Here is a 21,502-nt window from a genome sequence, read left to right as displayed (position 1 = left end):
CTTTAAATTTTATCTGTTGACTAATGTACGAGTACATACATACATTAATTGTACGCATGTACTCGTACTTTAGTTTAAATGGAGGTTGTCAAATGGCTATTGCCTTACCGGATTCATTCACCCCTCGCTTACAGCACTGGAGCCTTGCGCTGCTCGCTTTTTCCCAGCTTATTTACTCCCTGGATATCAATATCGTGTTTGTAGCACTGCCGGAAATTGGAGCAGGACTGGGCTTTTCAGAGCACACACTTCAGTGGGTGGTCAGTGCTTATACGGTGTGCTGCGGGGGTTTTTTATTGTTCGGTGGACGGGCTGCCGATCTTATGGGGCAGCGCCGCGTTTTTATCGGTGCGTTATGGCTGTATGCGCTATCTTCGCTCGCCGGTGGGTTCGCGTGGAGTCCTGTGGTCATCGTAATTGCACGAGCCATACAGGGCATTGGCGCAGCATTACTTTTTCCAGCCACACTTTCGCTTATAAACAGACTGTTTAAGGAAGGACCGTCACGCAACCGGGCACTGGCTATCTGGGGCGGTGCAGGCGCAAGTGGGCTTACCCTGGGATCACTTGCCGGCGGGGTACTCACCAGTGCCTGTGGCTGGCCGGCGGTATTTTTTGTCAACGTTGTACTGGCAGCCATCGCAATTTTTGCAGCTTTTTTTGTCTTACCTAAAGACAGGTTCCAGAACGACCGCCGCAGCTTCGATTTTCCGGGCGCTTTGACCGTAACCCTGGGATCAACCCTGCTGGTTTATGCTCTGATTCAGGGGCCGGATGTGGGCTGGCTAACGGGACAAGTTCTATTATCGCTGGGTCTGGCAATGGTATGTCTGCTGACGTTTACTGCTATTGAATTTCGCAGCCACGATCCACTGATGCCGGTACGCTTATTCAGAAACCGCTGTCTGGTTACAGGCATGGTGATTACGTTCATTTATATGGGAACCTTTGGTGCTCTGCCTTATTTTCTGACGGTCATGTTTCAGAGCATTATGGGATACAGCGCTTTGCAGACCGGCCTTTCGTTTATTATTCCTTCGCTGGCAATTTTTGCCGGAACGCAACTCGGAGCCCGACTTGCAAATCGTCTGCCGGTGCGCACGATATTACTGGCCGGTTTTTTAACCGGAATTGCGGGTACGCTGGCACTGGTGCCGTCAGCCTTTTCTGATGCATCTTATGCGAGCATATTGCCCGGGCTGGTCATTTCAGGAACAGGCCAGGGGGTTGTATGGACGGCAATGTGGATAGCTTCTGGTTCAGGGGTAACACATAACGAACAGGGGATCGCTTCGGGGATGGCATCTACAACGCTGAATGTGGGTAATGCTGTCGGTATTGCTTTGTTGATAGCTTTTTCCGGAAGCGGGGGCGAAAATCTGCAGCAGGAAACGTCTGTGAGCAGTCTCGAAAATGCCTTACAGCTTGCTTTTTATCTGGCTGCGGCTGGACAGTTTGCAGGCCTTCTTGTCTCCCGACTGTTACCACGTAAAGCTGCAACTGTTTTATCAGCAGAAAAAACGTAACTGAAAATCAGTTTTCTAGTGTAACCGCTTCCGGATGAAAAAAATAAGCACATCAAAGATCTGCTGATAAGCGGATCTTTTCGTTACCAGCTCGAATTGACGGTTGCATAAGAATCTTAACGTTCTGCTGAACCGGCCTGTAAATAAATGTCCGCTTCTGGCACAAAGCGGACGCTATCCAGCCTAACGTCCGTTATGAGCGAACAGTAGACGTTATTTTCCGGCGTAATAGTCTTTCGGGATGAAATGTCTGATTTGCTGGATTGCCATAACCGCACTGATCTACGGCATGAAGAAGGGTTCAGGAAGAGTAAAACCGGGCTGGTCAGCATTCTGAGCAGCCCGCTAAAACTATTTCAGATGCTCACGAAGCAGACTACCCGCCTGAGTCAGTGAGGCCTGAACTTCAGGAACTTCGGCGAGAGCATTCAGCAGTCCGTAATCATGTATCATGCCGTTATAACGCACCTGAACCACGTTCACGCCGGCTGCGTTAAGCTTACGGGCGTAAGCTTCCCCTTCATCCCGCAGCACATCGTTCTCTGCCGTCTGTACAAGCGCTGGCGGGAGACCTTTCAGCTGGGTTTCTGAAGCACGGAGCGGTGAAGCGTATATTTCATTGCGCTGCGCATCGCTGGTTGTGTAATTATCCCAGAACCATTTCATCATATTCCGGGTCAGGAAGCGCTTTGTCGCATATTTTTCGTAGGAGGCTGTGTCAAATTTTGCATCGGTTACCGGCCAGAACAACACCTGGTAACGCAGGTCAGGTCCGTGTTTTTCTTTTGCCATCAGGCTTACCACTGCCGCCATGTTTCCGCCAACGCTGTTTCCCGCGACCGCGAGGCGCTTACCGTCGACACTGATTTCATCGCCATGTTCAGCGACCCACTTTGTGGCACCGTAGGCCTGGTTTATGGCAACCGGATAGTGTGCTTCCGGACTGGGGGTATAGTTTACAAAGACGGCCACCGCACCGGACGCAAGGACCAGGTCCCGGACCATGCGCTAATGCGTCGGGAAATCTCCCAGAACCCATCCTCCTCCGTGGAAAAACATAAAGGCCGGCAGCTTTCCTGAGGCATTTTCAGGCCTGACGATGGTCAGTTCTACGGGCTTACCATCGACCTGAATGGTTTTGTTTGAGGTTGTCACGCCGGAGAGGTCAACTTTCACTGAAGACTGTGCACCGGACAGAACCTTGCGGGCTTCCTCCGGCGAAAGTTTCTCAATGGGTTTTCCATTACCGCTGTTCAGCTGGTCAACGAAAGACTGCGTGTGATGCTCCAGATGAACATCGTTTGAGGCCGCGCCGGCCGCACTCATAGCCAGAAAAATACTGCTGCTAATCAGGGCAGAGGTCACTTTATTCATGATATATCCTTAACAATTAACTGTATCAGGTCAGTGAAAAACCATCCGTACGAATCCAGATGATGAAACCTGATTATAGTTTAAATGCCAGATACACCCTGATTTTAAGGTTTTTTTTGTTGAAGGCATGAAAATATGGAAAGGATGAACGTCACAGATTAAATGAAAATATTTTATATATTTTGGATTGCGAAGCCAAATTTTAGTCAGACCTGAAACTGAAGAATCGCTTGCGTCCAGCTTCAGGGCAGCCACTGCAGTGCCGGGCTGTCAACGTCTGCTTCTGGCACAAAGCGGACGCTATCTAGCCCAATGTCCGCTATGAGCGAAAAGCGGACGTTAAACGGATTTACTTCAAGATGAATTTCGGGTCGATTTCAACTCCTGCGCAGCAGCATGTGGCCAGCAACGTCCATAGATTATGGACGTGTAATCTCTACCGGCATCACTCGTTATCTGACAGGTGCACTGGAAAGGTTCGCCTGAGGTGGTGTATTCGTACAGTTGTGCCAGTTCCATATTAGGATTAAAGTCAATATTAATGACAGCGTTACTCACCCAAAAGTTAGGTAATTTCTGTCTGGTTAACAAGCTATTGAGCATGTTAGCGTAGTGACAAATAGTGTAACTTTGTAGTTCCGATGTGGGATTAGCCTTGGATAGCATAAGAGGGAAAGTCATTGAGGTGAGGCCATTATTAAGAGCTAGTGATTTTATCTGTCCAATAGACCAGTATCCTTTGAAGTCGTTGTTTCTACTAACGAAACTCTCATTACTAGCATTCGCTATGCCTTTTAATTCCCTTCGGCTGGCCATAAGTTATTCTCTGATCTTACCCATAATATTTATGAGCAACTTTAATGTTCATTATCTTGATGATGCAAATTTTAAGGCTGCCATCTCCGAAATAAAGGGAGCTATCAACCATTACCACTGGGGAATCTTTTATGTCCGCTTTTGGCACAGAGCGGACTGAATTGGCGCAATGTTCGCTATGAGCGAAAGGCAGACGTAGTTTTCAATTACTGATTCTGTTATTTAATATCCTAACGTACGATGGCCTTGCTCATATTGATACCCGTTACTCCAAAACCGCTGCTCTCGTATACATGGAGAGCGCGGGCATTATCTCCAGCTACACGTAGTCTAATCTCTTTAAAACCCTTATCCTGAAGATCCTCTTCAAAAGCGCGAAGAGCCTGTTTACCCAATCCCTCTCCCTGAAATGAATTAAAAATATGAAAATCATAGATAAATACTGTGCACATTGCCGCATCTGGTTTGTACCAGAGATAGCCTACGTGCCTCTCAGATACATCTAATTTCGAGAAAATGGACAGCAAAATTTGCCCGTGCGTATTCACTCCTTCCGCAAGCAATTTTGATATTTCCTGCCTGGCCATTGTTAGAGAATCACTTTTAGACATTCTATAATTTGACGCTATCTCAATTGCATAATCAGGAATAAAATATTCAAGATAAGCAGAGTACTCTTCTTCTGTCATTGAGCGAAACGAGACCATCTTGTAATCCTTATTGAGGAAGTCCTAGAGACAGAAAGGACCATACTAATAGCGCTAATAGCAATACAACGTCAAATTATTCGTTTATGGAATAACAACACTTCCGATCGATTACATGAAAGGGATACTCAATGTCCGCTCCTGGCACAAAGCGGACATTCATAGCCCCTCACCCCAGCCTGCCCATCCTCAGCATCGCCCGATACCAGGCCCCGCGCTGAATTGACCACCTTAACCCCACCGCAATCGCATTAATCTTCTTGTCAATCATCGCCTGCTCAAAGCGGCCGATTTCACGGCCGGACATCGCCTGCGCCCACGCGGGCATCAGCCCGAATCCCGATTTCAGCATGATTTTCATCACCGGTTTCGCCTGCCAGCTCGGAGCAGGGGCATTCATCAGCAATCGCGTCACTTCGGCGGTGCGTTCATCAAAGCGCAGCTCCGGACGCATCTGTTGCAGATAATCTGCCACATCGACGACGCTTTTCGGCACCTTCTCTGCACCCAGCGCTTCGGCAATCAGTGCCGCTTCCTGATAGTACTGATCCTGTTCCGCCCGGGTAAGCTGCGGATTTTTGTAGCGCAGATGAGCGGCCAGAAAACGGCTGGTCTCTGCCACATGCACCCAGGTGAGCAGATGCGGATCGCTGGCGGCATAAGGTTTGCCCGCGCTGTCGACGCCGCTGACTTTCAGGTGAATACGTTTCACCCGCTCGATCAGCGTCTGTGCATCCTGCGAATTACCGTAGGTGGTCACGGCAATAAACTGACTGGTGCGGCGCAGACGGCCCATCATATCTTCGCGGAAATTGGAGTGATCCCAGACGCCCGCCAGCGCCGCCGGATGCAGCATCTGCAACAGCAGCGCACTGATGCCGCCGCACATCATGGAGGTGAAGTCACCGTGGACGCGCCAGATTACGCTGTCCGGGCCAAAAAGGCCGGGATCGCCAGGCGGTTTAGAGAGGTCAAATTCATTCATCGACAGGCCGTTAAGGCGGAAGACCTGCTGCTGAATGCGGTCACGCAGATTAATCATGGCGGCTCTGATAGTGGATATGATGCGGCGCGCGGTAGCAGGACGCTCCCGACGCGCCGCATCACCTTCCCCTGAGTTCAGGGAAAAGGCTGACGGTTATTGATAGCTGAACTGCGCATTCTCGGTACGGACGGAATCGAGTCCAATCATCACGTTGAATTTGCCGGGCTCTGCAACGTGCTGCATCTGCTGGTTCCAGAACTTCAGCGCATCCACGTCAATTTTAAAGGTCACGGTTTGCGACTCACCCGCTTTCAGCATGATGCGCTTAAAGCCACGCAGCTCCTGCACCGGACGGCTGATGGACGCGACCGGGTCGTTCAGATACATCTGCACTACCGTCGCACCATCGCGCTTACCGCTGTTGGTTACTGTCACGCTGGCCTCAACGCTGCCGTCGCGCGGCATGGTCGGTGAGGACATTTTTACCGGCGACACGGTGAAGCTGGTGTAGCTCAGACCGTAACCAAACGGATAGAGCGGGCCGTTAACCGCATCATAGTAATGCGAGGTGTACTTGTTCGGCTTCGCAAAGTTGTAAGGACGACCGGTTGGCAGATGGTTGTAGTAGATCGGAATCTGACCCACTGAACGCGGGAAGGAGACCGGCAGTTTGCCCGACGGGTTGTAGTCACCGAACAGCACATCGGCGATAGCGTTGCCGCCCTCGGTGCCGCTGAACCAGGTTTCCAGTACCGCATCAGCCATGCGATCTTCATTCACTATCGACAGCGGACGTCCGTTCATCAGGACAATCACCAGCGGCTTACCGGTGGCTTTCAGTGCCGCGAGCAACTTCTGCTGGCTGGGCGGGATCACCAGGTCGCTGCGGCTGGAGGCTTCGTGCGCCATCCCCTGCGCTTCGCCCACGGCGGCAACCACCACATCGGCCTGCTTCGCTTTGGCAACCGCGTCATCGATCATCTGCTCAGCTGAACGCGTATCCACGGAAACCGCCTGCTCATAGAGGTTCAGGAAGTCCTGAATCCCTTTGTTGTCGCTGACGTTAGCGCCCTTCTCATAAAGCAGCGTCGCTTTGCCTTCGGTGGCATTGCGCATGCCCTGCAGCAGCGAAACGGATTGCTTCGCCACACCTGCGGCGGACCAGCTGCCCATGATGTCGCGCTGGCTGTCTGCCAGCGGACCAATCAGAGCAATGGTGCCCGATTTTTTCAGCGGCAGGGTTTCCAGCCGGTTTTTCAGCAGTACGATGCTTTTACGCGCCACATCGCGTGCTTCAGCGCGATGCAGACGGCTTTCCGCATTGGTGTCCTGCGGGTCGCTCTCTTTCGGACCTAAATGGCTGTAGGGATCGTTAAACAGGCCCATGTCATATTTGACGTTAAGCACATGACGCGCCGCATCATCAATTTCGGCCATCGTGACATCGCCGCTCTTCACCAGGTCCGGCAGATACTTGCTGTAATATTCGTCGCTCATGCTCATATCAACGCCCGACTTCAGGGCGATGCGTACCGCTTCCTGCGGATCGCTGGCGACGCCATGTTTGATCAGCTCTTTAATCGCACCGTGATCGCTGATGGTGATGCCTTTGAATTTCCACTTATCGCGCAGCAGATCTTTCAGCAGCCAGCTGTCCGCCGTGGCGGGGACGCCATTGATGGAGTTCAGCGCCACCATCACGCCGCCGCTCCCCGCATCCAGTGAGGCTTTATACGGTGGCAGATAGTCCTGGAACATGCGCTGCGGGCTCATGTCCACGGTGTTGTAATCGCGTCCACCCTCAACGGCTCCATAGAGCGCGAAGTGTTTCACGCTGGTCATCACGCTGTAGCGATCGGCGGCACTTTTGCCCTGCATCGCCTGCACCATGCTGCGACCCATTTCGCTGGTGAGATAGGTATCTTCACCGAAGCCTTCGGAACCACGACCCCAGCGCGGTTCACGGCTGACATCCACCATTGGCGCCCAGGTCATATTCAGGCCATCGTCAGCCGCTTCATAGGCAGAGACGCGCCCTACTTCTTTAACGGCATCCAGATCCCAGCTGGCCGCAAGAGCCAGAGGGATCGGGAAAATAGTGCGCTGACCGTGAATCACGTCGAAGGCGAAAAACAGGGGGATCTTAAGGCGGCTGAGCTGCATCGCCTGATCCTGCATCGCGCGGATATCCTGACGCGTGACAGTGTTAAAAATCGCGCCAACCTGACTCTTCTGAATCATGTCGCGAATGGCTTCTTTCGGATTATCAGGTCCGACACTAATTAAACGCAGCTGACCGATCTTCTCATCCAGCGTCATTTTTTTAAGCAGCTGGTTAACGAAGGCATCACGCGCCTGTTCGGTCATCGGGTGGTTACCTGGCACTGTCTCAGCCAGTGCGGGTTGCATCGCGAGGGAGACAGCGAGACTAACAGAGTAAATCCATTTCATCAGGTTGGGTTCTCTTAAGTAACTGCGCAATATCGAATAAACAGGCGGCAGTGTGCCACAAGATGAGAATAGCAGGTAGCTGCCGCTGTCACACTGCGTTGAGGTCAGTTGACGTGCTACAGTTAGGACGCACTGATAAGACAAGGGAATTGCTCATGATACAAACCTCTGCCCTGCTTTCTGACCTTCGCCGCCTGGTCGGCCCTGCCCATCTGCTGACAGAACCTGAACAGACTGCCCGCTATCGCAAAGGCTTTCGCTCCGGCGAAGGTGAGGCGCTGGCCGTGGCGTTTCCCGGTACGCTGCTGGAGCTCTGGCGGGTATTGCAGACGCTGGTGAAAGCGGATGTCATCATCCTGATGCAGGCGGCGAATACCGGCCTGACCGAAGGTTCAACACCACATGGCAATGATTACGACCGTCCGCTGGTGATTGTCAGTACCCTGCGACTGGATAAGCTTCAGCTGATCGAAGAAGGCCAGCAGGTGCTGGCGTTCCCCGGCAGCACACTCTATCAGCTGGAAAAAGCGCTGAAGCCGCTGGGACGTGAACCCCACTCGGTGATTGGCTCCTCATGCATTGGGGCCTCGGTGCTGGGTGGCATCTGTAATAACTCCGGCGGATCGCTGATTAAGCGCGGCCCGGCCTACAGTGAGATGGCCCTGTATGCGCAGATTGATGCACAGGGAAGACTGAAGCTGGTGAACCATCTGGGTATCGATCTGGGGACCTCGCCGGAAGAGATTCTGGGACGACTGGATGACGACCGCTGGCAGCCCGGCGACGTGCAACACGATGCCCGTCACGCCTCCGATCATGAATATGCCGACCGGGTCCGTGAAGTCGATGCGGATACGCCCGCCCGTTATAACGCCGATGCGCGTCGCCTGTTTGAAGCGTCCGGCTGTGCCGGGAAGCTGGCGGTCTTCGCGGTGCGACTCGATACGTTCACCAGCGAACCGCAGCAGCAGGTATTTTACATCGGCACTAACGAACCCGGTGTGCTTAACGATATCCGCCGTCACATCCTGGCGCATTTCACCCATCTGCCGGTGGCGGGCGAATATATGCACCGCGACATTTATGACATTGCGGAAGTCTACGGCAAAGACACCTTCCTGATGATCGACAAGCTGGGCACCGACAAGATGCCGCTGTTTTTCACGCTGAAAGGACGGGTTGACGCCTGGCTGAGCAAGCTCTCCTTCGTTAAACCGCACTTCAGCGACCGGCTGTTGCAGCGCCTGAGCAAACTGTTCCCGGCGCATCTGCCTAAGCGTATGAAACAGTATCGCGACAAATATGAACATCATCTGATGCTGAAGATGTCGGGCGACGGCGTGGCAGAAGCGCGTAACTATCTGCGCGACTACTTCCGTGAAGGCGGTGGCGAGTTCTTCGAGTGTGAAGGCAAAGAAGGTGCGCACGCGTTTCTGCATCGCTTTGCGGCAGCGGGTGCGGCCGTGCGCTACCACGCAGTCCATGCAGATGAGGTCGAGGATATTCTGGCGCTGGACATCGCGCTCCGTCGCAACGATGCGGACTGGTTCGAAACCCTGCCCGATGCGATCCGTGCATCATTAAGCCATCGCCTCTACTATGGTCACTTCTTCTGTCATGTCTTCCATCAGGATTACATCGTCAGAAAAGGGGTGGATGTGCATGCACTTAAAGCGCAGATGCTGGAGATCCTGCAGGCGCGCGGGGCGGAATATCCCGCTGAGCATAATGTCGGCCATCTCTATCAGGCAAAACCGCAGCTGGCGGCGTTCTATCGCCAGCTCGATCCGACCAATAGCTTCAATCCTGGCATTGGCAAAACCAGCAAGCAAAAAGGCTGGGCGGTGAAGCAGGTTTAATCGCGTTATCGGTCAGCCTGCCGGTCCGGGCAGGCTGATCGTCACACTTCTTTTTGACCCGCTCACTCCCCTTTACGGCCCATATTTATTACTAACAACTTCATCAAAAAATTAATTCCTCTTCCCAGATTGCACCTTCTTTATTTTCTCTCATTGGGTTCTGCGCAACATCTCACAAATCATCATCCTGCCAATTGATAATTCGCGTCGCGAAAAATAGATTGTCGCCACTAAAACAAAAAGCCGTGTAATTGCCTTTATTTCATTCAGGGAGGAATGACCATGCGGAAAAATAATTTCGCGTTAGCGTTAACAGTAATAGCCACTGTGGTAATAGCCCTGTCAGCAATAAATTCATCACCCACTCATGCGGCCGGATTTATTGACGACGCATCGCTAAAAGGCAATGTTTTTTACTGGCAGCGGCAGCGGGATCGCAGAGACACCGACCCCGCCAGTGACTATCAGGGACAGTATCGGGCTAATTTACATCACGCCTCGCTCAACAGTAATCTCGACTTCCAGTCAGGCTACGCCGGAGAGTGGATAGGTCTGGACCTCGCCGTTTTTGGCGCTGCCGAACTTGCCAACAGTGGCCCCGCCGCGCCCAACGAAATTGGCTTCAGTAAGGCACATACCCGCTGGGATGAAAAATGGAATGGCGACGGCGGCGGTGCTTCGGTTTATAAAGCCGCGCTAAAGCTTAAATATAACGATTACTGGTTACGCGCCGGATATATTCAGCCAACCGGCCAGACGCTGATTGCACCGCACTGGAGTTTCTTACCCGGCACCTATCGCGGTGTCGAAGTGGGTGCGCTATATGATTTTCAGGAAGCCGGAGCATTATCATTCTCGTGGATGTGGAGTGATAAATATAAGGCACCCTGGTATCGTGATTTATATGATTTCCGGCAGGCTGATGGCAAAACGCATATCAGCTATCTGCACTCATTCGGCATGAAATATGACTTCAAAAATAAACTGGTGCTGGAAGGTGCATTTGGTCAGGCGGCAGATTATATGGATCAATATTTTGCCAAAGCCTCCTGGTCGGCCACGCCTTACGGCAATGCACTCTCCACCAGCTATCAGTTTTACGGTGCACACGACAACGTGCAGGGCGGTGCGGCTAATTCCCGGGATGTTTATGACGGCCTCGCCTGGCTACAGGCAATCACGATCGGTTACAACGTCGGCCCGGTGGATCTGCGCCTCGAAGGCAGCTGGGTCAAAGCAGAGGGCAATCAGGGCTTCTTCCTGCAGCGCATGACGCCGGGCTATGCCAGCTCCAATGGCCGACTGGATATCTGGTGGGATGCCCGTTCCGACTGGAATGCCAATGGCGAAAAAGCGATCTTTGCCGGTGCGATGCTCGACTTAACACCGTGGCAGCTGGCGGGATGGAAAGTGGGCGCATCGTACGTCTGGGGCTGGGATGCCAGACCCGCCACCCTGCCCACCGTTGACCAGAGTCAGCGCCTGAAAGAGTCCGCCTGGAACCTCGATCTGATCTATCAAATCCAGCAGGGCCGCGCCAAAGATACCCTGTTTAAACTGCACTACACCCGCTACGACAATCACAGCGATCTGCCCAGTTACAGCGGCGGTTACGGCAACATTTTCCAGGACGAGAAGGACATCAAATTTATGGTTATCGTGCCGTTTACGCTGTTCTGATGCCCTGCGGACTTACGGATATCTCTTCACCAGCAAGGATAAAAATCAACATGTTAAAATTAAGTCTTATCGCGCTCACTCTGTTGGGCGTTGCAGTCACAGGCCGCGCCAGCCCGTCAGAGCAGCAGGTGGTGAATCAAATCAGCCAGTTTGGCATTACTTATGAAGTAAATGACAACCAGGCCGCTCTGAATGGCACCGACTGCGCCGCGCTGGGAGCCGATTATGCCGCCTGCAATCGCGCCACCATTACCCTGACCAATAACGGCCCGGCTCTGACCGACAAACACTGGGCCATCTACATGAGCAACGTTCACCAGACGCTGCGGGTCGAAAACGATCAGTTTAAAATGACGCATCTGGTAGGCGACTTAACCCGGCTGGAGCCGACGGAGAAGTTTACCGGCATTGGTGCAGGTGAGTCGGTGCAGATTCCCATCGTTAACGAATACTGGCAGCTGTTTGTCACTGATGTGATGCCGCGCTGGTATGTTACGTCCGGGCAGGCAGCGCCCAAAATTATTGCCAGCACCGATCATGAAGACTCCAGCCAGTTTGTATCGCCGCTGGGTGACCACTGGCGACGCAGTGCCGATGACCACAATGTCCTGATGCAGCCCGCCAGCCGGTTTGATAAAAACAGCGATGTTGCTGCCCTGCCCGTCTCTGCGCTGCGCGGTCAAATCACCCCCACGCCGCTTGAGGTGAAGCTCCGCCCGCAGGATGCCGATCTCAGCCGCGGCGTCAGGCTGATGCTTACCGGGCTGACACCTGAAACCGGTGAGGCGGTAAAACAGCGCCTCACCCTGCTCGGCCTGAAAGAAGCACCCGATGGATTCGCCATCACGACACAGATCAAGCCAGGCCACTTCAGCGGCAAAACGGCGAAATCGGGTGCATACAATCTGGATATCACGCCTCGCCGCGCCGTTGTGGTGGCCTACGATGCTGCCGGGGCTTTCTATGGTCTGATGTCGATTCTCTCACTGGTCCCTGGCGAGGGTGCGGCGCGTATCGCCGCGCTGGAAGCCCATGATGCGCCGCGCTTTGCTTATCGCGGCGCGTTTCTTGACGTTGCCCGTAACTTTCACAGTAAGCAGGCGGTGATGCGGCTGCTTGATCAAATGGCGGCGTGGAAGATGAACCGCTTTCACTTTCACCTGAGTGACGATGAGGGCTGGCGGCTTGAAATTCCTGGCTTACAGGAGCTGACTGACGTGGGCGCTAAACGCTGTCATGACCTGACTGAACAGCGTTGTCTGCTGCCGCAGCTCGGTTCCGGCCCGTTCAGCGATAACAACGGCAGTGGCTTCTTCAGTCGTGCTGATTACATCGACATTGTGAAATATGCGCAGGCGCGCCACATTCAGGTGATCCCGGAAATCGATATGCCCGCCCATGCCCGCGCGGCGGTTATCGCCATGGAAGCACGCTATCAGCGGCTGATGAAGGAGGGAGAATCTGAACAGGCCAGCGCGTATCGCCTGATTGATCCTACTGACGACTCCAATACCACCTCCGTGCAGCTCTATGACCGCACCAGCTATCTTAATCCCTGCATTGACGGCTCACAGCGCTTTGTTGACAAGGTGATCGGTGAAGTTCAGGCGATGCATCAGGAGGCGGGACAGCCGCTCGATGTCTGGCATTTTGGCGGCGACGAGGCGAAAAACATCCGGCTGGGCGCAGGCTACTCTGACAAAAATAGCCCTAAACCGGATACCGGACTGCGCGACTGGAGCCGTGAAGATCTGCCGTGGGCAAAATCGCAGGTCTGTCAGGCACTGGTGAAGAGCGGCAAAGTGGAAGATCTGGCACACCTGCCGAGCTATTTTGCCCTGACCGTCAGTGAGATTGTTAACCGGCACGGCATCGGCAAAATGCAGGCGTGGCAGGATGGTTTAAAAGATGCCAGAAATGCCGCAGCCTTCGCCACCCCGCGGGTTGCGGTCAACTTCTGGGACACGCTCTACTGGGGCGGTTTTGACAGTGCAGCTGACTGGTCACAGAAAGGTTACGACGTGGTGATCTCCAGTCCCGACTATCTCTATCTGGACTTTCCGTATGAGGTGAACCCGCTGGAGCGCGGCTACTACTGGGGCACGCGTTTCAACGACGAGCGTAAAATCTTCGGCTTCGCACCGGACAACCTGCCGCAGAATGCGGAAACCTCGGTGGATCGCGACGGCAACGTTTTCAGCGCTAAATCAGAGAAGCCGTGGCGCGGTGCTTATGGCATGTCGGCCCAGCTGTGGAGCGAAACCGTGCGAACAGATGCCCAGATGGATCACATGATCTATCCGCGCCTGTTTGTGGTCGCGGAACGAAGCTGGCACCGCGCCAGCTGGGAGCGGGATTACCAGCCAGGTCAGGAATACACGGGAGGCAAAACCCATCTCGTCGATCAGCAGGCACGCCTGCATGACTGGCAGCGATTTGCCAACCTGCTGGGACAGCGGGAACTGGCGAAGCTGGATAAGGCGGGTATCGATTATCGCCTGCCGGTGCCGGGAGCAAAAATCGTTGATGGCATCCTGTCGATGAACGTGGCCTTGCCTGGGGTAACGCTGGAGTACAGTCTGGACAAGGGGGTTAACTGGCAGCGCTACGATACCAACAGACCACCGCAGGTCAGCGGTGCCGTGGCAATCCGCTCGGTGAGCCGCGACGGGCAGCGCACCAGCCGCGTGGAAACTTTGTAGTAAGCGAGAGTGAGAGAACAGGCCGGGAAACCAGCGTTGTGAACATAAAAAAGGCCGACAGAAGTCGGCCCCTTTCACACCTAAACCAGCTTCCCTTCGGATACCGGCTCCACACCCGGCATCTGACGGCGCTCGATAATCATGGTTTGCGGTGTGGAGAGCAGAATGCCCTCTTTACGCAGACGCGTCAGAATATCGAACAGCAGGTCGCTCTTCGCCCCTGAGATCTGGCGCTGACCCGCTACGTTACCCGTGACGCTCAGAATAATGCCCTGCTGGGTCAGATCTTTAAACGAAACAGACGGCTCCGGCGTTTCCAGAATACGTTCGTTCTCGTTGTAAACTTCCAGCAGAATATCGCGCACCTTCACCGGATCGATATCCAGCGGGAAAGTCAGCGTAATCGTGACCACCCCCTGCGCATTGCCCATGGTCGCATTGCGCACGTTCTGCGAGATAAACTGCGAGTTCGGCACAATCACCGTGGACTTGTCGCCCAGCTGAATCTCGGTGGCGCGCACGTTAATGCGGCGGATGTCCCCTTCAATGCCGCTGATGCTCACCAGATCGCCGACTTTCACCGGACGCTCGGTTAACAGAATCAGCCCCGAGATAAAGTTCTTCACGATCTCCTGTAAGCCAAAACCGATACCAACCGACAGCGCACTGACAATCCACGCCAGTTTGTTCCATTGCAGACCCATGATCGACAGGGTCAGCAGGATAATCAGCACGTAACCGATGTTGCTGAACAGCGTCACCAGCGACACGCGCATCCCCGCATCCATGGTGGTTTTTGGCAGGAAATCGGTGTCGAGCCAGCGGCGCACCGAGCGCAGCACATAGATTCCGACAATCAGGCAGATTATCGCATTCACCATGTGTGCCGGTACGATGTTCAGGGATTCAAGGCCTTTACCGCCCCAGAATTCAATCGCTTTCTGCAGCAGCTCAAGCGGCGTTGAGGAGGCAAAGGTGCCGTTGACCAGCGCCAGTGCCACAACCAGCACCAGGAAGGTTTTACCGATGGCCGTCAGCAGCGTGGCCGTCTGCTGCAGGTGACGCTCATTAATGTTAAGTGAACTCTGGATGCGGCGACCGGTCGGGTTACTGGTCGAAAACAGGCTCTCACAGCCATCTTTCAGCAGGTGACTGAGGAAGTAGAACGAGCCAAACAGCAAGCCGCACCAGATCAACTCATAACTCAGGAAGCGCGCCAGCGTAACGTAGCCAATCAGCAGCGAGACCAGGATCGCAATTGCGGTCAGCGTCAGGCCCATCTGAATCAGACCGACCAGCGTTGAGCGCGCTTCAGGCGGGGTGCCCGCCAGCGTCATGCGACGACGCACACGGTTGGTGCGCATGCTGATCGCCAGCGCAGTACAGCCAATCAGCAGAGCTGTCAGCCCGTTGGCAAAAATGGTGGTATTCAGGCTGGTGCCGACGCTGTAATTGAACGCCTCGACCGTCTGGAAGATAAAGACCAGCACCGCAGTAATCGGTGGAAACGGTTTTAACGCCATCGCCACTTCATTAGAGATGGTTGGTAATCGCCAACTGGGCCGACGGGTAGAAAGGAACGCGCGTCCCAGTCCGGCAATCAGGCCACAAAAGACGCTGAGCCGAACCAGTTGATCCACAAAGTCCTGAACGTTTTCAGAGACCTCATCACGGCGGGTGAAAGCCAGGGAGATAAAGTTAAAGGTGAGGACAACCGCCACCAGCGTGGTGAGCGCTATCGCTGCCGCCAGGAAACTGCGACGCAGCTTCCCTTCCGGCAGTTTATTAATGCTGACCCAGGCCAGAAACTCTTCACTGTAACGACGGCCCACCGTCATTACCAGCAGCGCTGCCAGCAGCCAGAAGACACTGCCCACGCGCCAGCCCGGCTCCCAGGAGAGCGCAGCGGTGTCCTGCAACTCCTGCAGAAACTCACCAATTTTCTCGCCATCCAGATCCTGTGTGCTGAGCAACGGTGACCAGAAGCGCGCCCCGAGGATGCTGCCGGAGTTCAGCGCCAGCTGGCTTTTCAGCTGATCGCGACGCAGGTTAACAATCTGCGAGGAGAGCATCAGTGCGCCATTTTTAATGCCTTCAGCCTGCTTAATCTGGTCGTCGAGTTTGCTTTTCTGACTCTCCAGCGTGTTACGCTTGCGCGTCACTTCCGGCGTCTCTTTGACGCCGCTGTCCGCTTTCGGGGCCGGACCCAGCACCTGCAGCTGGGCTTCCAGTTGCTGGCGATCGGGAACCAGCGCCTGACCCAGCGTATCGGCATTACCGGAGAGCTCCAGCGCCATTTCATTCAGCTGCGTCAGCTTGTTTTCGCCAGCATCGACAGAAACCTGACTTTTAATTTTGTCGAGGATCTTCTGCATTTTCGGCAGTTCAACCGCGGCATTCAGCTTCGGCGGAGCATCCTGTTCCTGAGCAGCACCGGCCGTATCATCCGCGGCCAGCGCCAGCGCCGGGGCAAACCCTGCCAGCGCCAGCATTAACAATGCAAAAAGGGATCGTATAAACATATGTGTAAGATTCCGGCAGCTTAAATCAGGCGATATTCCCTCGCCAGTCGCGCGTAAGTTTAGGGCTTTGCAAGGGATGGCAATATAGGAATAACGGGCATTTTCGGGCTGATTCGGGACAGGCAGCGGCATGAACATCGCTGTATGCCTCCGCCTGTTTCTTCCCGGCTACCTGCTCAGCCTGCAGGCAATGCCGGTGCGCGCCGTGCGCAACACCGGCTATTTTCTACTCAACGTCGGCACTGCCGGCACCATTGCTGGCAACCTGGCCCGACTTCTGCTTTTTATACGCCAGCGCAGCGGCAGGCACTGGCGCGGCTTTGCCGGTCTCAATCCAGCTGCGCAGACGGTTAGCGTCGGCGAAGTGGGTATATTTGCCAAAGGCATCCAGCACCACCAGCGCCACCGGACGATTGTTAATCATCGTGCGCATCACCAGGCAGTGGCCGGCCTCGTCGGTATAACCGGTTTTGGTCAGCTGAATATGCCAGTCATTTTTATAGACCAGATGGTTGGTATTGCGGAACGGCAGCGCGTAGCTCGGATGGGCAAACACGGCCGTCTCTTCTTTTGTGGTGCTGAGCGCCCCAAGCATCGGATATTCCCGCGTCGCTTTGAGTAACTTCACCAGGTCCTGCGCGCTGGAGACGTTCTGCGTTGAGAGGCCGGTTGGCTCCACATAGCGGGTCTGTTTCATGCCGAGTGACCGCGCTTTAGCATTCATTGCCTGGATAAAGGCGCGATAACCGCCCGGATAGGCGTGGGCCAGGCTGGCGGCGGCACGGTTTTCTGAAGACATCAGCGCCAGTAACATCATATTGCGGCGGCTGATCTGGCTGTTGAGCTTAACGCGCGAGAATACGCCACGCATTTCCGGCGTCTGGCTGATATCGACGTTAATCATCTCATTCATCGGCAGATGCGCATCCAGCACCACCATCGCGGTCATCAGCTTGGTGATAGACGCAATGGGCCTGACCCGATCCGGGTGACTGGAGAAAAGCACTTTATTGGTGGTGAGGTCGACAATCATCGCACTGCCAGAAGCGATCTGCGGCTGAGCAATAGGCGTAAGTTGCGACAATGAAGTCGTCGCCTGCGCCGGAAGTGAAACAATCTGCCCGGAAACGAGCAGCGCCAGCGAAAGCAGGGTGGAGCGAATTTTTGCAGGCATCGTAGAAAAAAACCCGGTTATGATTGTGTACTGTGTCAGACCGACACAGGCCGCCCGCTTCAGTCACGTCGGCGCGCGGGCTGGCAGCAGCATCATACGCTTTAGGTTAAGAAATTTCCTGGTGAGATTGTTTCCGGGCGTAAAAAGAGAACTGCCGCCAGAGCGGCGGCAGCGGTCAGTCAGAACAGATGCGGTCCATATCCCCACAGCACCACGGTTAATGCCAGTAACACTTCAAAAACCAGCACGCCGATGGCAAGCGTTGAGCCGGAAAAACGCAGGCTCTCTTCGCGATCGATATTCAGAAACAGCGGAATGCCAATATAGAGCAGATAGCCGGTGTAGAGCAGCGCCAGCGCCCCTGCCAGTACACAGAGCCAGACCAGCGGATAGAGTGCCACCAGCCCACTCAGAAACAGTGGCGTTGCCACGTATCCCGCAAACACGGTGCAGCGCTGGACGCCGGGACGCTGCGGATAATCACGCGCCATCCAGTGGATCACGCGCCCCATAACCGCGACGCCACCCAGAATAATCAGGTAGAACAGAATGCCCAGCGCGATGCCGGTTGCCAGGTTAAGTTGCACATATTGCCCCTCGCCCAGATTCCAGCCCAGCTGAGTTGTACCGACAAAGGCGCAGATCACCGGGATCGCCGCCATCAGCAGAACATGGTGGGTGTAGTGGTGCGAGACGCTCTCATTCTCTTGCTTGATATGACGCATTTCCTGGTTCGGATGCGCCAGAAGTCCCCAGACATGGTTCATACAGTCACTCCTCTGATGCGATGGGCCGCCCGGTGATGCATGCGTCTTTGGGGGCAGCGTCTCCTCAAGTATAAACGGCAGTGAAATTTTCGTGGTGACCGGACAAAAAAACAGCATAAATAAACAGACCCGTGGTGGCCGGGCGGAAGCGAAGCCAAATCGCGTATAGACTGAAAGAAATCATCACCGAACAGGGAGAGTCATTTTGCATCTGGATATCAACGCATTAATTACGCAATACGGTTATCTGGCACTTTTTATTGGCTGTATTGCCGAGGGGGAGACATTTACGCTGCTGGGCGGCGTGGCCGCGCATGAGGGGCTGCTGCATTATGTGGGGGTCGTGCTGGCGGCAATGGGTGGCGGCATTGTTGGCGATCAGCTGCTCTACTGGGTCGGTCGCCGCTGGGGCACGCGGATCCTTCGCCGCTTTAAAAAGCATCAGGACAAAGTGGTGAAGGCAAACCGCCTGATCAAACGCCGCCCCAGCCTGTTCGTGATTGGCGTGCGATTTATGTATGGCTTCCGGCTGATTGGTCCCATCATCATCGGTGCCAGCCGCCTTAACCCGATGAAGTTTTTTATTCTTAACGTCATCGGGGCGGCTATCTGGTCGCTGATCTTTGTGACGCTGGGCTATTTCGCAGGCGGCATCATCGCGCCGTGGCTGCATAAACTCGACCAGCATCTGAAACATCTGCTGTGGCTGGTCGGGGCGGTCGTCTTTGCCTTTGTGCTGCGCTGGGTGATCCGTCGCTGGCACAACCGCCGGGCCGATCAGCAATAAACGAATGGCGTATTCTCCTGATTACACAGAGGTCGCCAGACGCTGAAAAGCGTCTGGCGACCTGTTGACGATGACGTGAGTCTCACCCGCCCACCTTCCCCTCTCCTTCCTTATTCAATCGCGCGTTAACCATCTGTGCCCAAACGAAGCCGCATCGGATGGCTCAGCTATAGTTAGGATGGACACTGACAGGGAGATAAGAATGAGTAAGGTAAAACGTAAGATTGAAGACCACGGCGTCATCGGCGATTTGCGCACCTGTGCGCTGGTCGCTAACGACGGCACTATTGATTATCTCTGCTGGCCTGAACTCGACAGCCCGTCGGTGTTTGCCGCCCTGCTCGACAGCGATGATGCCGGCCTTTTCTCCCTCGCACCTGACTGGCCCAATGCGCGGCGTCAGCAGCTTTACCTGCCCGACACGAATATCCTGCAGACGCGCTGGCTGGATGATGAAGGCGTGGCGGAAATCACCGACTACATGCCGATTTGTGATGATAAGAACAAACTGCCGCGCCTGATCCGCCGGGTCAAGATGGTTCGCGGCAGCGCAACCTTTCAGCTGCGCTGTTCACCGCGTCATGACTACGCCCGGGCGCAGACCCGGGCCGAAGCGCACAACGGCTGCATCGACTTTCATGCTGAAGGTCAGCCGTCGCTGCGCCTGGCAGCCTCCGTGGTGATGACGCTTGAAGACGACAGCGCCACTGCCCACTTCACGTTACAGCCTGGCGAACATGCGCAGTTCGAATTTGGCAGCGTGGATGATGCACATATCGAAGCGCTGGCCACCGAGCACTGCTTTGAAGAGACACTAAACTACTGGCGGCGCTGGAGCGCCCGGAGCACCTATCAGGGACGCTGGCGCGAGATGGTGCAGCGCTCGGCGCTGGTCCTGAAGCTGCTGACATCGCATCAGCACGGCTCTATTGCGGCGGCGGCCACCTTTGGCCTGCCGGAAGAGTTGGGCGGCGAACGCAACTGGGACTATCGCGCCTCCTGGATCCGCGACGCCTCGTTCAGCATGTATGCTCTGATGCGGCTGGGCTACGTGGATGAAGCCAAACACTTTACCCACTGGGTCGGCCGCTGTGTTGAAAACAGCCATCATGATGAGATGCGCCTGCAGGTAATGTACCGGCTGGACAGCGGCACCGAGTTGCATGAGATGGAGTTACTCAATCTCTCCGGCTATGCCGACTCCCGTCCGGTTCGCATCGGCAATGACGCCTGGCAGCAAACCCAGCTCGATATCTATGGCGAGCTTATGGATGCGGTCTATCTGGCCAATAAGTATGGTGAGGCGATCTCGCAGCGCGGCTGGGAGCATGTGGTCAAAATGATCGACTGGCTGTGTGAACACTGGAATCAGCCCGATGCCGGTATCTGGGAGATGCGCGGTGAACCCGAGCATTTCCTGCATTCGCGTCTGATGTGCTGGGTGGCAATGGATCGTGCGCTGCGTCTCGGCATGAAGCGATCTCTGCCGATGCCTTATGAACGCTGGGATCGGGCGCGTCGCGAGATCCGCGAAGATATCTGGGCAAACTTCTGGAACAGTGAACGCGGCCATTTCTCTGCCACCCGTCATGGTGAACATCTTGACGCCTCCATGCTGCTGATGCCGCTGGTGCGCTTCGTCGGTGCCACCGACCCGGACTGGATTGCCACGCTGGACGCGATCAAAACCAATCTGGTCAGCGACGGTATGGTGCGGCGTTACAATACGCATGAAACACCGGCCGATGGCCTCAAGGGATCGGAAGGCTCCTTTGGTGCCTGCTCATTCTGGTATGTCGAGTGTCTGGCGCGAGCGGGCCGGATTCAGGAAGCGCATTTTGAATTTGAGAAGCTGCTGAGCTACGCCAATCCGCTGGGCCTGTACGCCGAGGAGTTTGACAGCCACGGTCATGCGCTGGGCAATACGCCGCAGGCGCTGACGCATCTGGCGTTAATCAGTGCCGCCTTTTTCCTGAATCGCAAACTCAGCGGTGAACAGACGCAGTGGCAACCTTAATCAGGACTGCCCCCGGAAAGCCGCATTTTACACGCCCTGCTTTCCGGAAATGCGCTAACATCCGCGGTGAATTTACGTAAAGTATTGCAGGCAGGTTAAATTCCCGATTCACAACGTCAGATTAATGAACATATA

12 protein-coding genes and 1 pseudogene are annotated in these 21,502 nt (G+C 54.7%); 6 read left to right on the top strand and 7 right to left on the bottom strand.

The annotated features are described in order from the left end of the window. Nucleotides 1-92: 92 nt before the first annotated feature. Nucleotides 93-1,526, top strand: coding sequence for an MFS transporter (locus AC6I8E_RS05725; protein ID WP_497824517.1), 1,434 nt, complete (start codon nt 93-95; stop codon nt 1,524-1,526). A 351-nt stretch (nt 1,527-1,877) separates the two neighbouring features. Here the strand turns inward: AC6I8E_RS05725 and AC6I8E_RS05720 are convergent. From AC6I8E_RS05720 to bglX, 4 genes and pseudogenes are all read right to left on the bottom strand, one after another. Beyond that, nucleotides 1,878-2,852, bottom strand: a pseudogene (locus AC6I8E_RS05720) (alpha/beta hydrolase). Nucleotides 2,853-3,946: 1,094 nt separating this feature from the next. Further along, nucleotides 3,947-4,423 carry a GNAT family N-acetyltransferase gene (locus tag AC6I8E_RS05715; RefSeq protein WP_497824516.1) on the bottom strand — a complete coding sequence of 159 codons (477 nt, stop codon included), beginning with the start codon at nt 4,421-4,423 and terminating at the stop codon, nt 3,947-3,949. A gap of 169 nt (nt 4,424-4,592) precedes the next feature. Then, nucleotides 4,593-5,465: an oxygenase MpaB family protein gene (locus AC6I8E_RS05710; RefSeq protein WP_313679128.1), complete on the bottom strand. Its 873-nt coding sequence runs from the start codon at nt 5,463-5,465 to the stop codon at nt 4,593-4,595. A gap of 96 nt (nt 5,466-5,561) precedes the next feature. Continuing rightward, on the bottom strand, nt 5,562-7,859 hold the full coding sequence (bglX, locus tag AC6I8E_RS05705; protein WP_110331552.1) for a beta-glucosidase BglX: 2,298 nt from the start codon (nt 7,857-7,859) through the stop codon (nt 5,562-5,564). 155 nt (nt 7,860-8,014) lie between these two features. Between bglX and dld the strand changes: the two genes are divergently transcribed. From dld to AC6I8E_RS05690, 3 genes are all read left to right on the top strand, one after another. Further along, nucleotides 8,015-9,718, top strand: a complete 1,704-nt coding sequence (dld, locus tag AC6I8E_RS05700; protein WP_497824515.1) for a D-lactate dehydrogenase — start codon at nt 8,015-8,017, stop codon at nt 9,716-9,718. A 282-nt stretch (nt 9,719-10,000) separates the two neighbouring features. Continuing rightward, a complete protein-coding gene (chiP, locus tag AC6I8E_RS05695) occupies nt 10,001-11,398 on the top strand; it encodes a chitoporin ChiP (RefSeq protein WP_497824514.1) in 1,398 nt (465 codons plus the stop codon). A gap of 50 nt (nt 11,399-11,448) precedes the next feature. Beyond that, a complete protein-coding gene (locus AC6I8E_RS05690) occupies nt 11,449-14,100 on the top strand; it encodes a beta-N-acetylhexosaminidase (protein WP_497824513.1) in 2,652 nt (883 codons plus the stop codon). 80 nt (nt 14,101-14,180) lie between these two features. On the opposite strand, the gene AC6I8E_RS05685 is transcribed toward AC6I8E_RS05690, so the two are convergent. From AC6I8E_RS05685 to AC6I8E_RS05675, 3 genes are all read right to left on the bottom strand, one after another. Then, nucleotides 14,181-16,622 (bottom strand): DUF3772 domain-containing protein, encoded by a 2,442-nt coding sequence (locus tag AC6I8E_RS05685; protein WP_497824512.1) that lies wholly within the window; start codon nt 16,620-16,622, stop codon nt 14,181-14,183. A gap of 226 nt (nt 16,623-16,848) precedes the next feature. Beyond that, nucleotides 16,849-17,796, bottom strand: coding sequence for a D-alanyl-D-alanine endopeptidase (pbpG, locus tag AC6I8E_RS05680; RefSeq protein WP_013357207.1), 948 nt, complete (start codon nt 17,794-17,796; stop codon nt 16,849-16,851). A gap of 179 nt (nt 17,797-17,975) precedes the next feature. Then, entirely contained in the window at nt 17,976-18,563 is a 588-nt protein-coding gene (locus AC6I8E_RS05675; RefSeq protein ID WP_013357206.1) for a Yip1 family protein, read from the bottom strand. Between the two features lie 205 nt (nt 18,564-18,768). Here AC6I8E_RS05675 and AC6I8E_RS05670 point away from each other — a divergent pair, with 205 nt between their 5' ends. Then, nucleotides 18,769-19,350, top strand: a complete 582-nt coding sequence (locus AC6I8E_RS05670; RefSeq protein ID WP_033782384.1) for a DedA family protein — start codon at nt 18,769-18,771, stop codon at nt 19,348-19,350. A gap of 202 nt (nt 19,351-19,552) precedes the next feature. Next, complete coding sequence (locus tag AC6I8E_RS05665; protein ID WP_135909649.1) at nt 19,553-21,367, top strand: glycoside hydrolase family 15 protein; 1,815 nt, start codon at nt 19,553-19,555, stop codon at nt 21,365-21,367. Nucleotides 21,368-21,502: the final 135 nt, after the last annotated feature.

This window comes from Pantoea sp. X-Soil-YNGN-785, assembly GCF_059730585.1.
The sequence above is the reverse complement of the archived record's forward strand: the minus strand, read 5'-3'. Positions and strand labels throughout refer to the sequence as shown.

Excerpts from the sequence above, each read along its gene's own strand:
- AC6I8E_RS05725 (WP_497824517.1), top strand. The coding sequence starts at position 93 with ATGGCTATTGCCTTACCGGATTCATTCACCCCTCGCTTACAGCACTGG.
- dld (WP_497824515.1), top strand. The coding sequence starts at position 8,015 with ATGATACAAACCTCTGCCCTGCTTTCTGACCTTCGCCGCCTGGTCGGC.
- AC6I8E_RS05675 (WP_013357206.1), bottom strand. The coding sequence starts at position 18,563 with ATGAACCATGTCTGGGGACTTCTGGCGCATCCGAACCAGGAAATGCGT.
- AC6I8E_RS05715 (WP_497824516.1), bottom strand. The coding sequence starts at position 4,423 with ATGGTCTCGTTTCGCTCAATGACAGAAGAAGAGTACTCTGCTTATCTT.
- AC6I8E_RS05710 (WP_313679128.1), bottom strand. The coding sequence starts at position 5,465 with ATGATTAATCTGCGTGACCGCATTCAGCAGCAGGTCTTCCGCCTTAAC.
- AC6I8E_RS05690 (WP_497824513.1), top strand. The coding sequence starts at position 11,449 with ATGTTAAAATTAAGTCTTATCGCGCTCACTCTGTTGGGCGTTGCAGTC.
- pbpG (WP_013357207.1), bottom strand. The coding sequence starts at position 17,796 with ATGCCTGCAAAAATTCGCTCCACCCTGCTTTCGCTGGCGCTGCTCGTT.
- chiP (WP_497824514.1), top strand. The coding sequence starts at position 10,001 with ATGCGGAAAAATAATTTCGCGTTAGCGTTAACAGTAATAGCCACTGTG.
- bglX (WP_110331552.1), bottom strand. The coding sequence starts at position 7,859 with ATGAAATGGATTTACTCTGTTAGTCTCGCTGTCTCCCTCGCGATGCAA.
- AC6I8E_RS05685 (WP_497824512.1), bottom strand. The coding sequence starts at position 16,622 with ATGTTTATACGATCCCTTTTTGCATTGTTAATGCTGGCGCTGGCAGGG.
- AC6I8E_RS05665 (WP_135909649.1), top strand. The coding sequence starts at position 19,553 with ATGAGTAAGGTAAAACGTAAGATTGAAGACCACGGCGTCATCGGCGAT.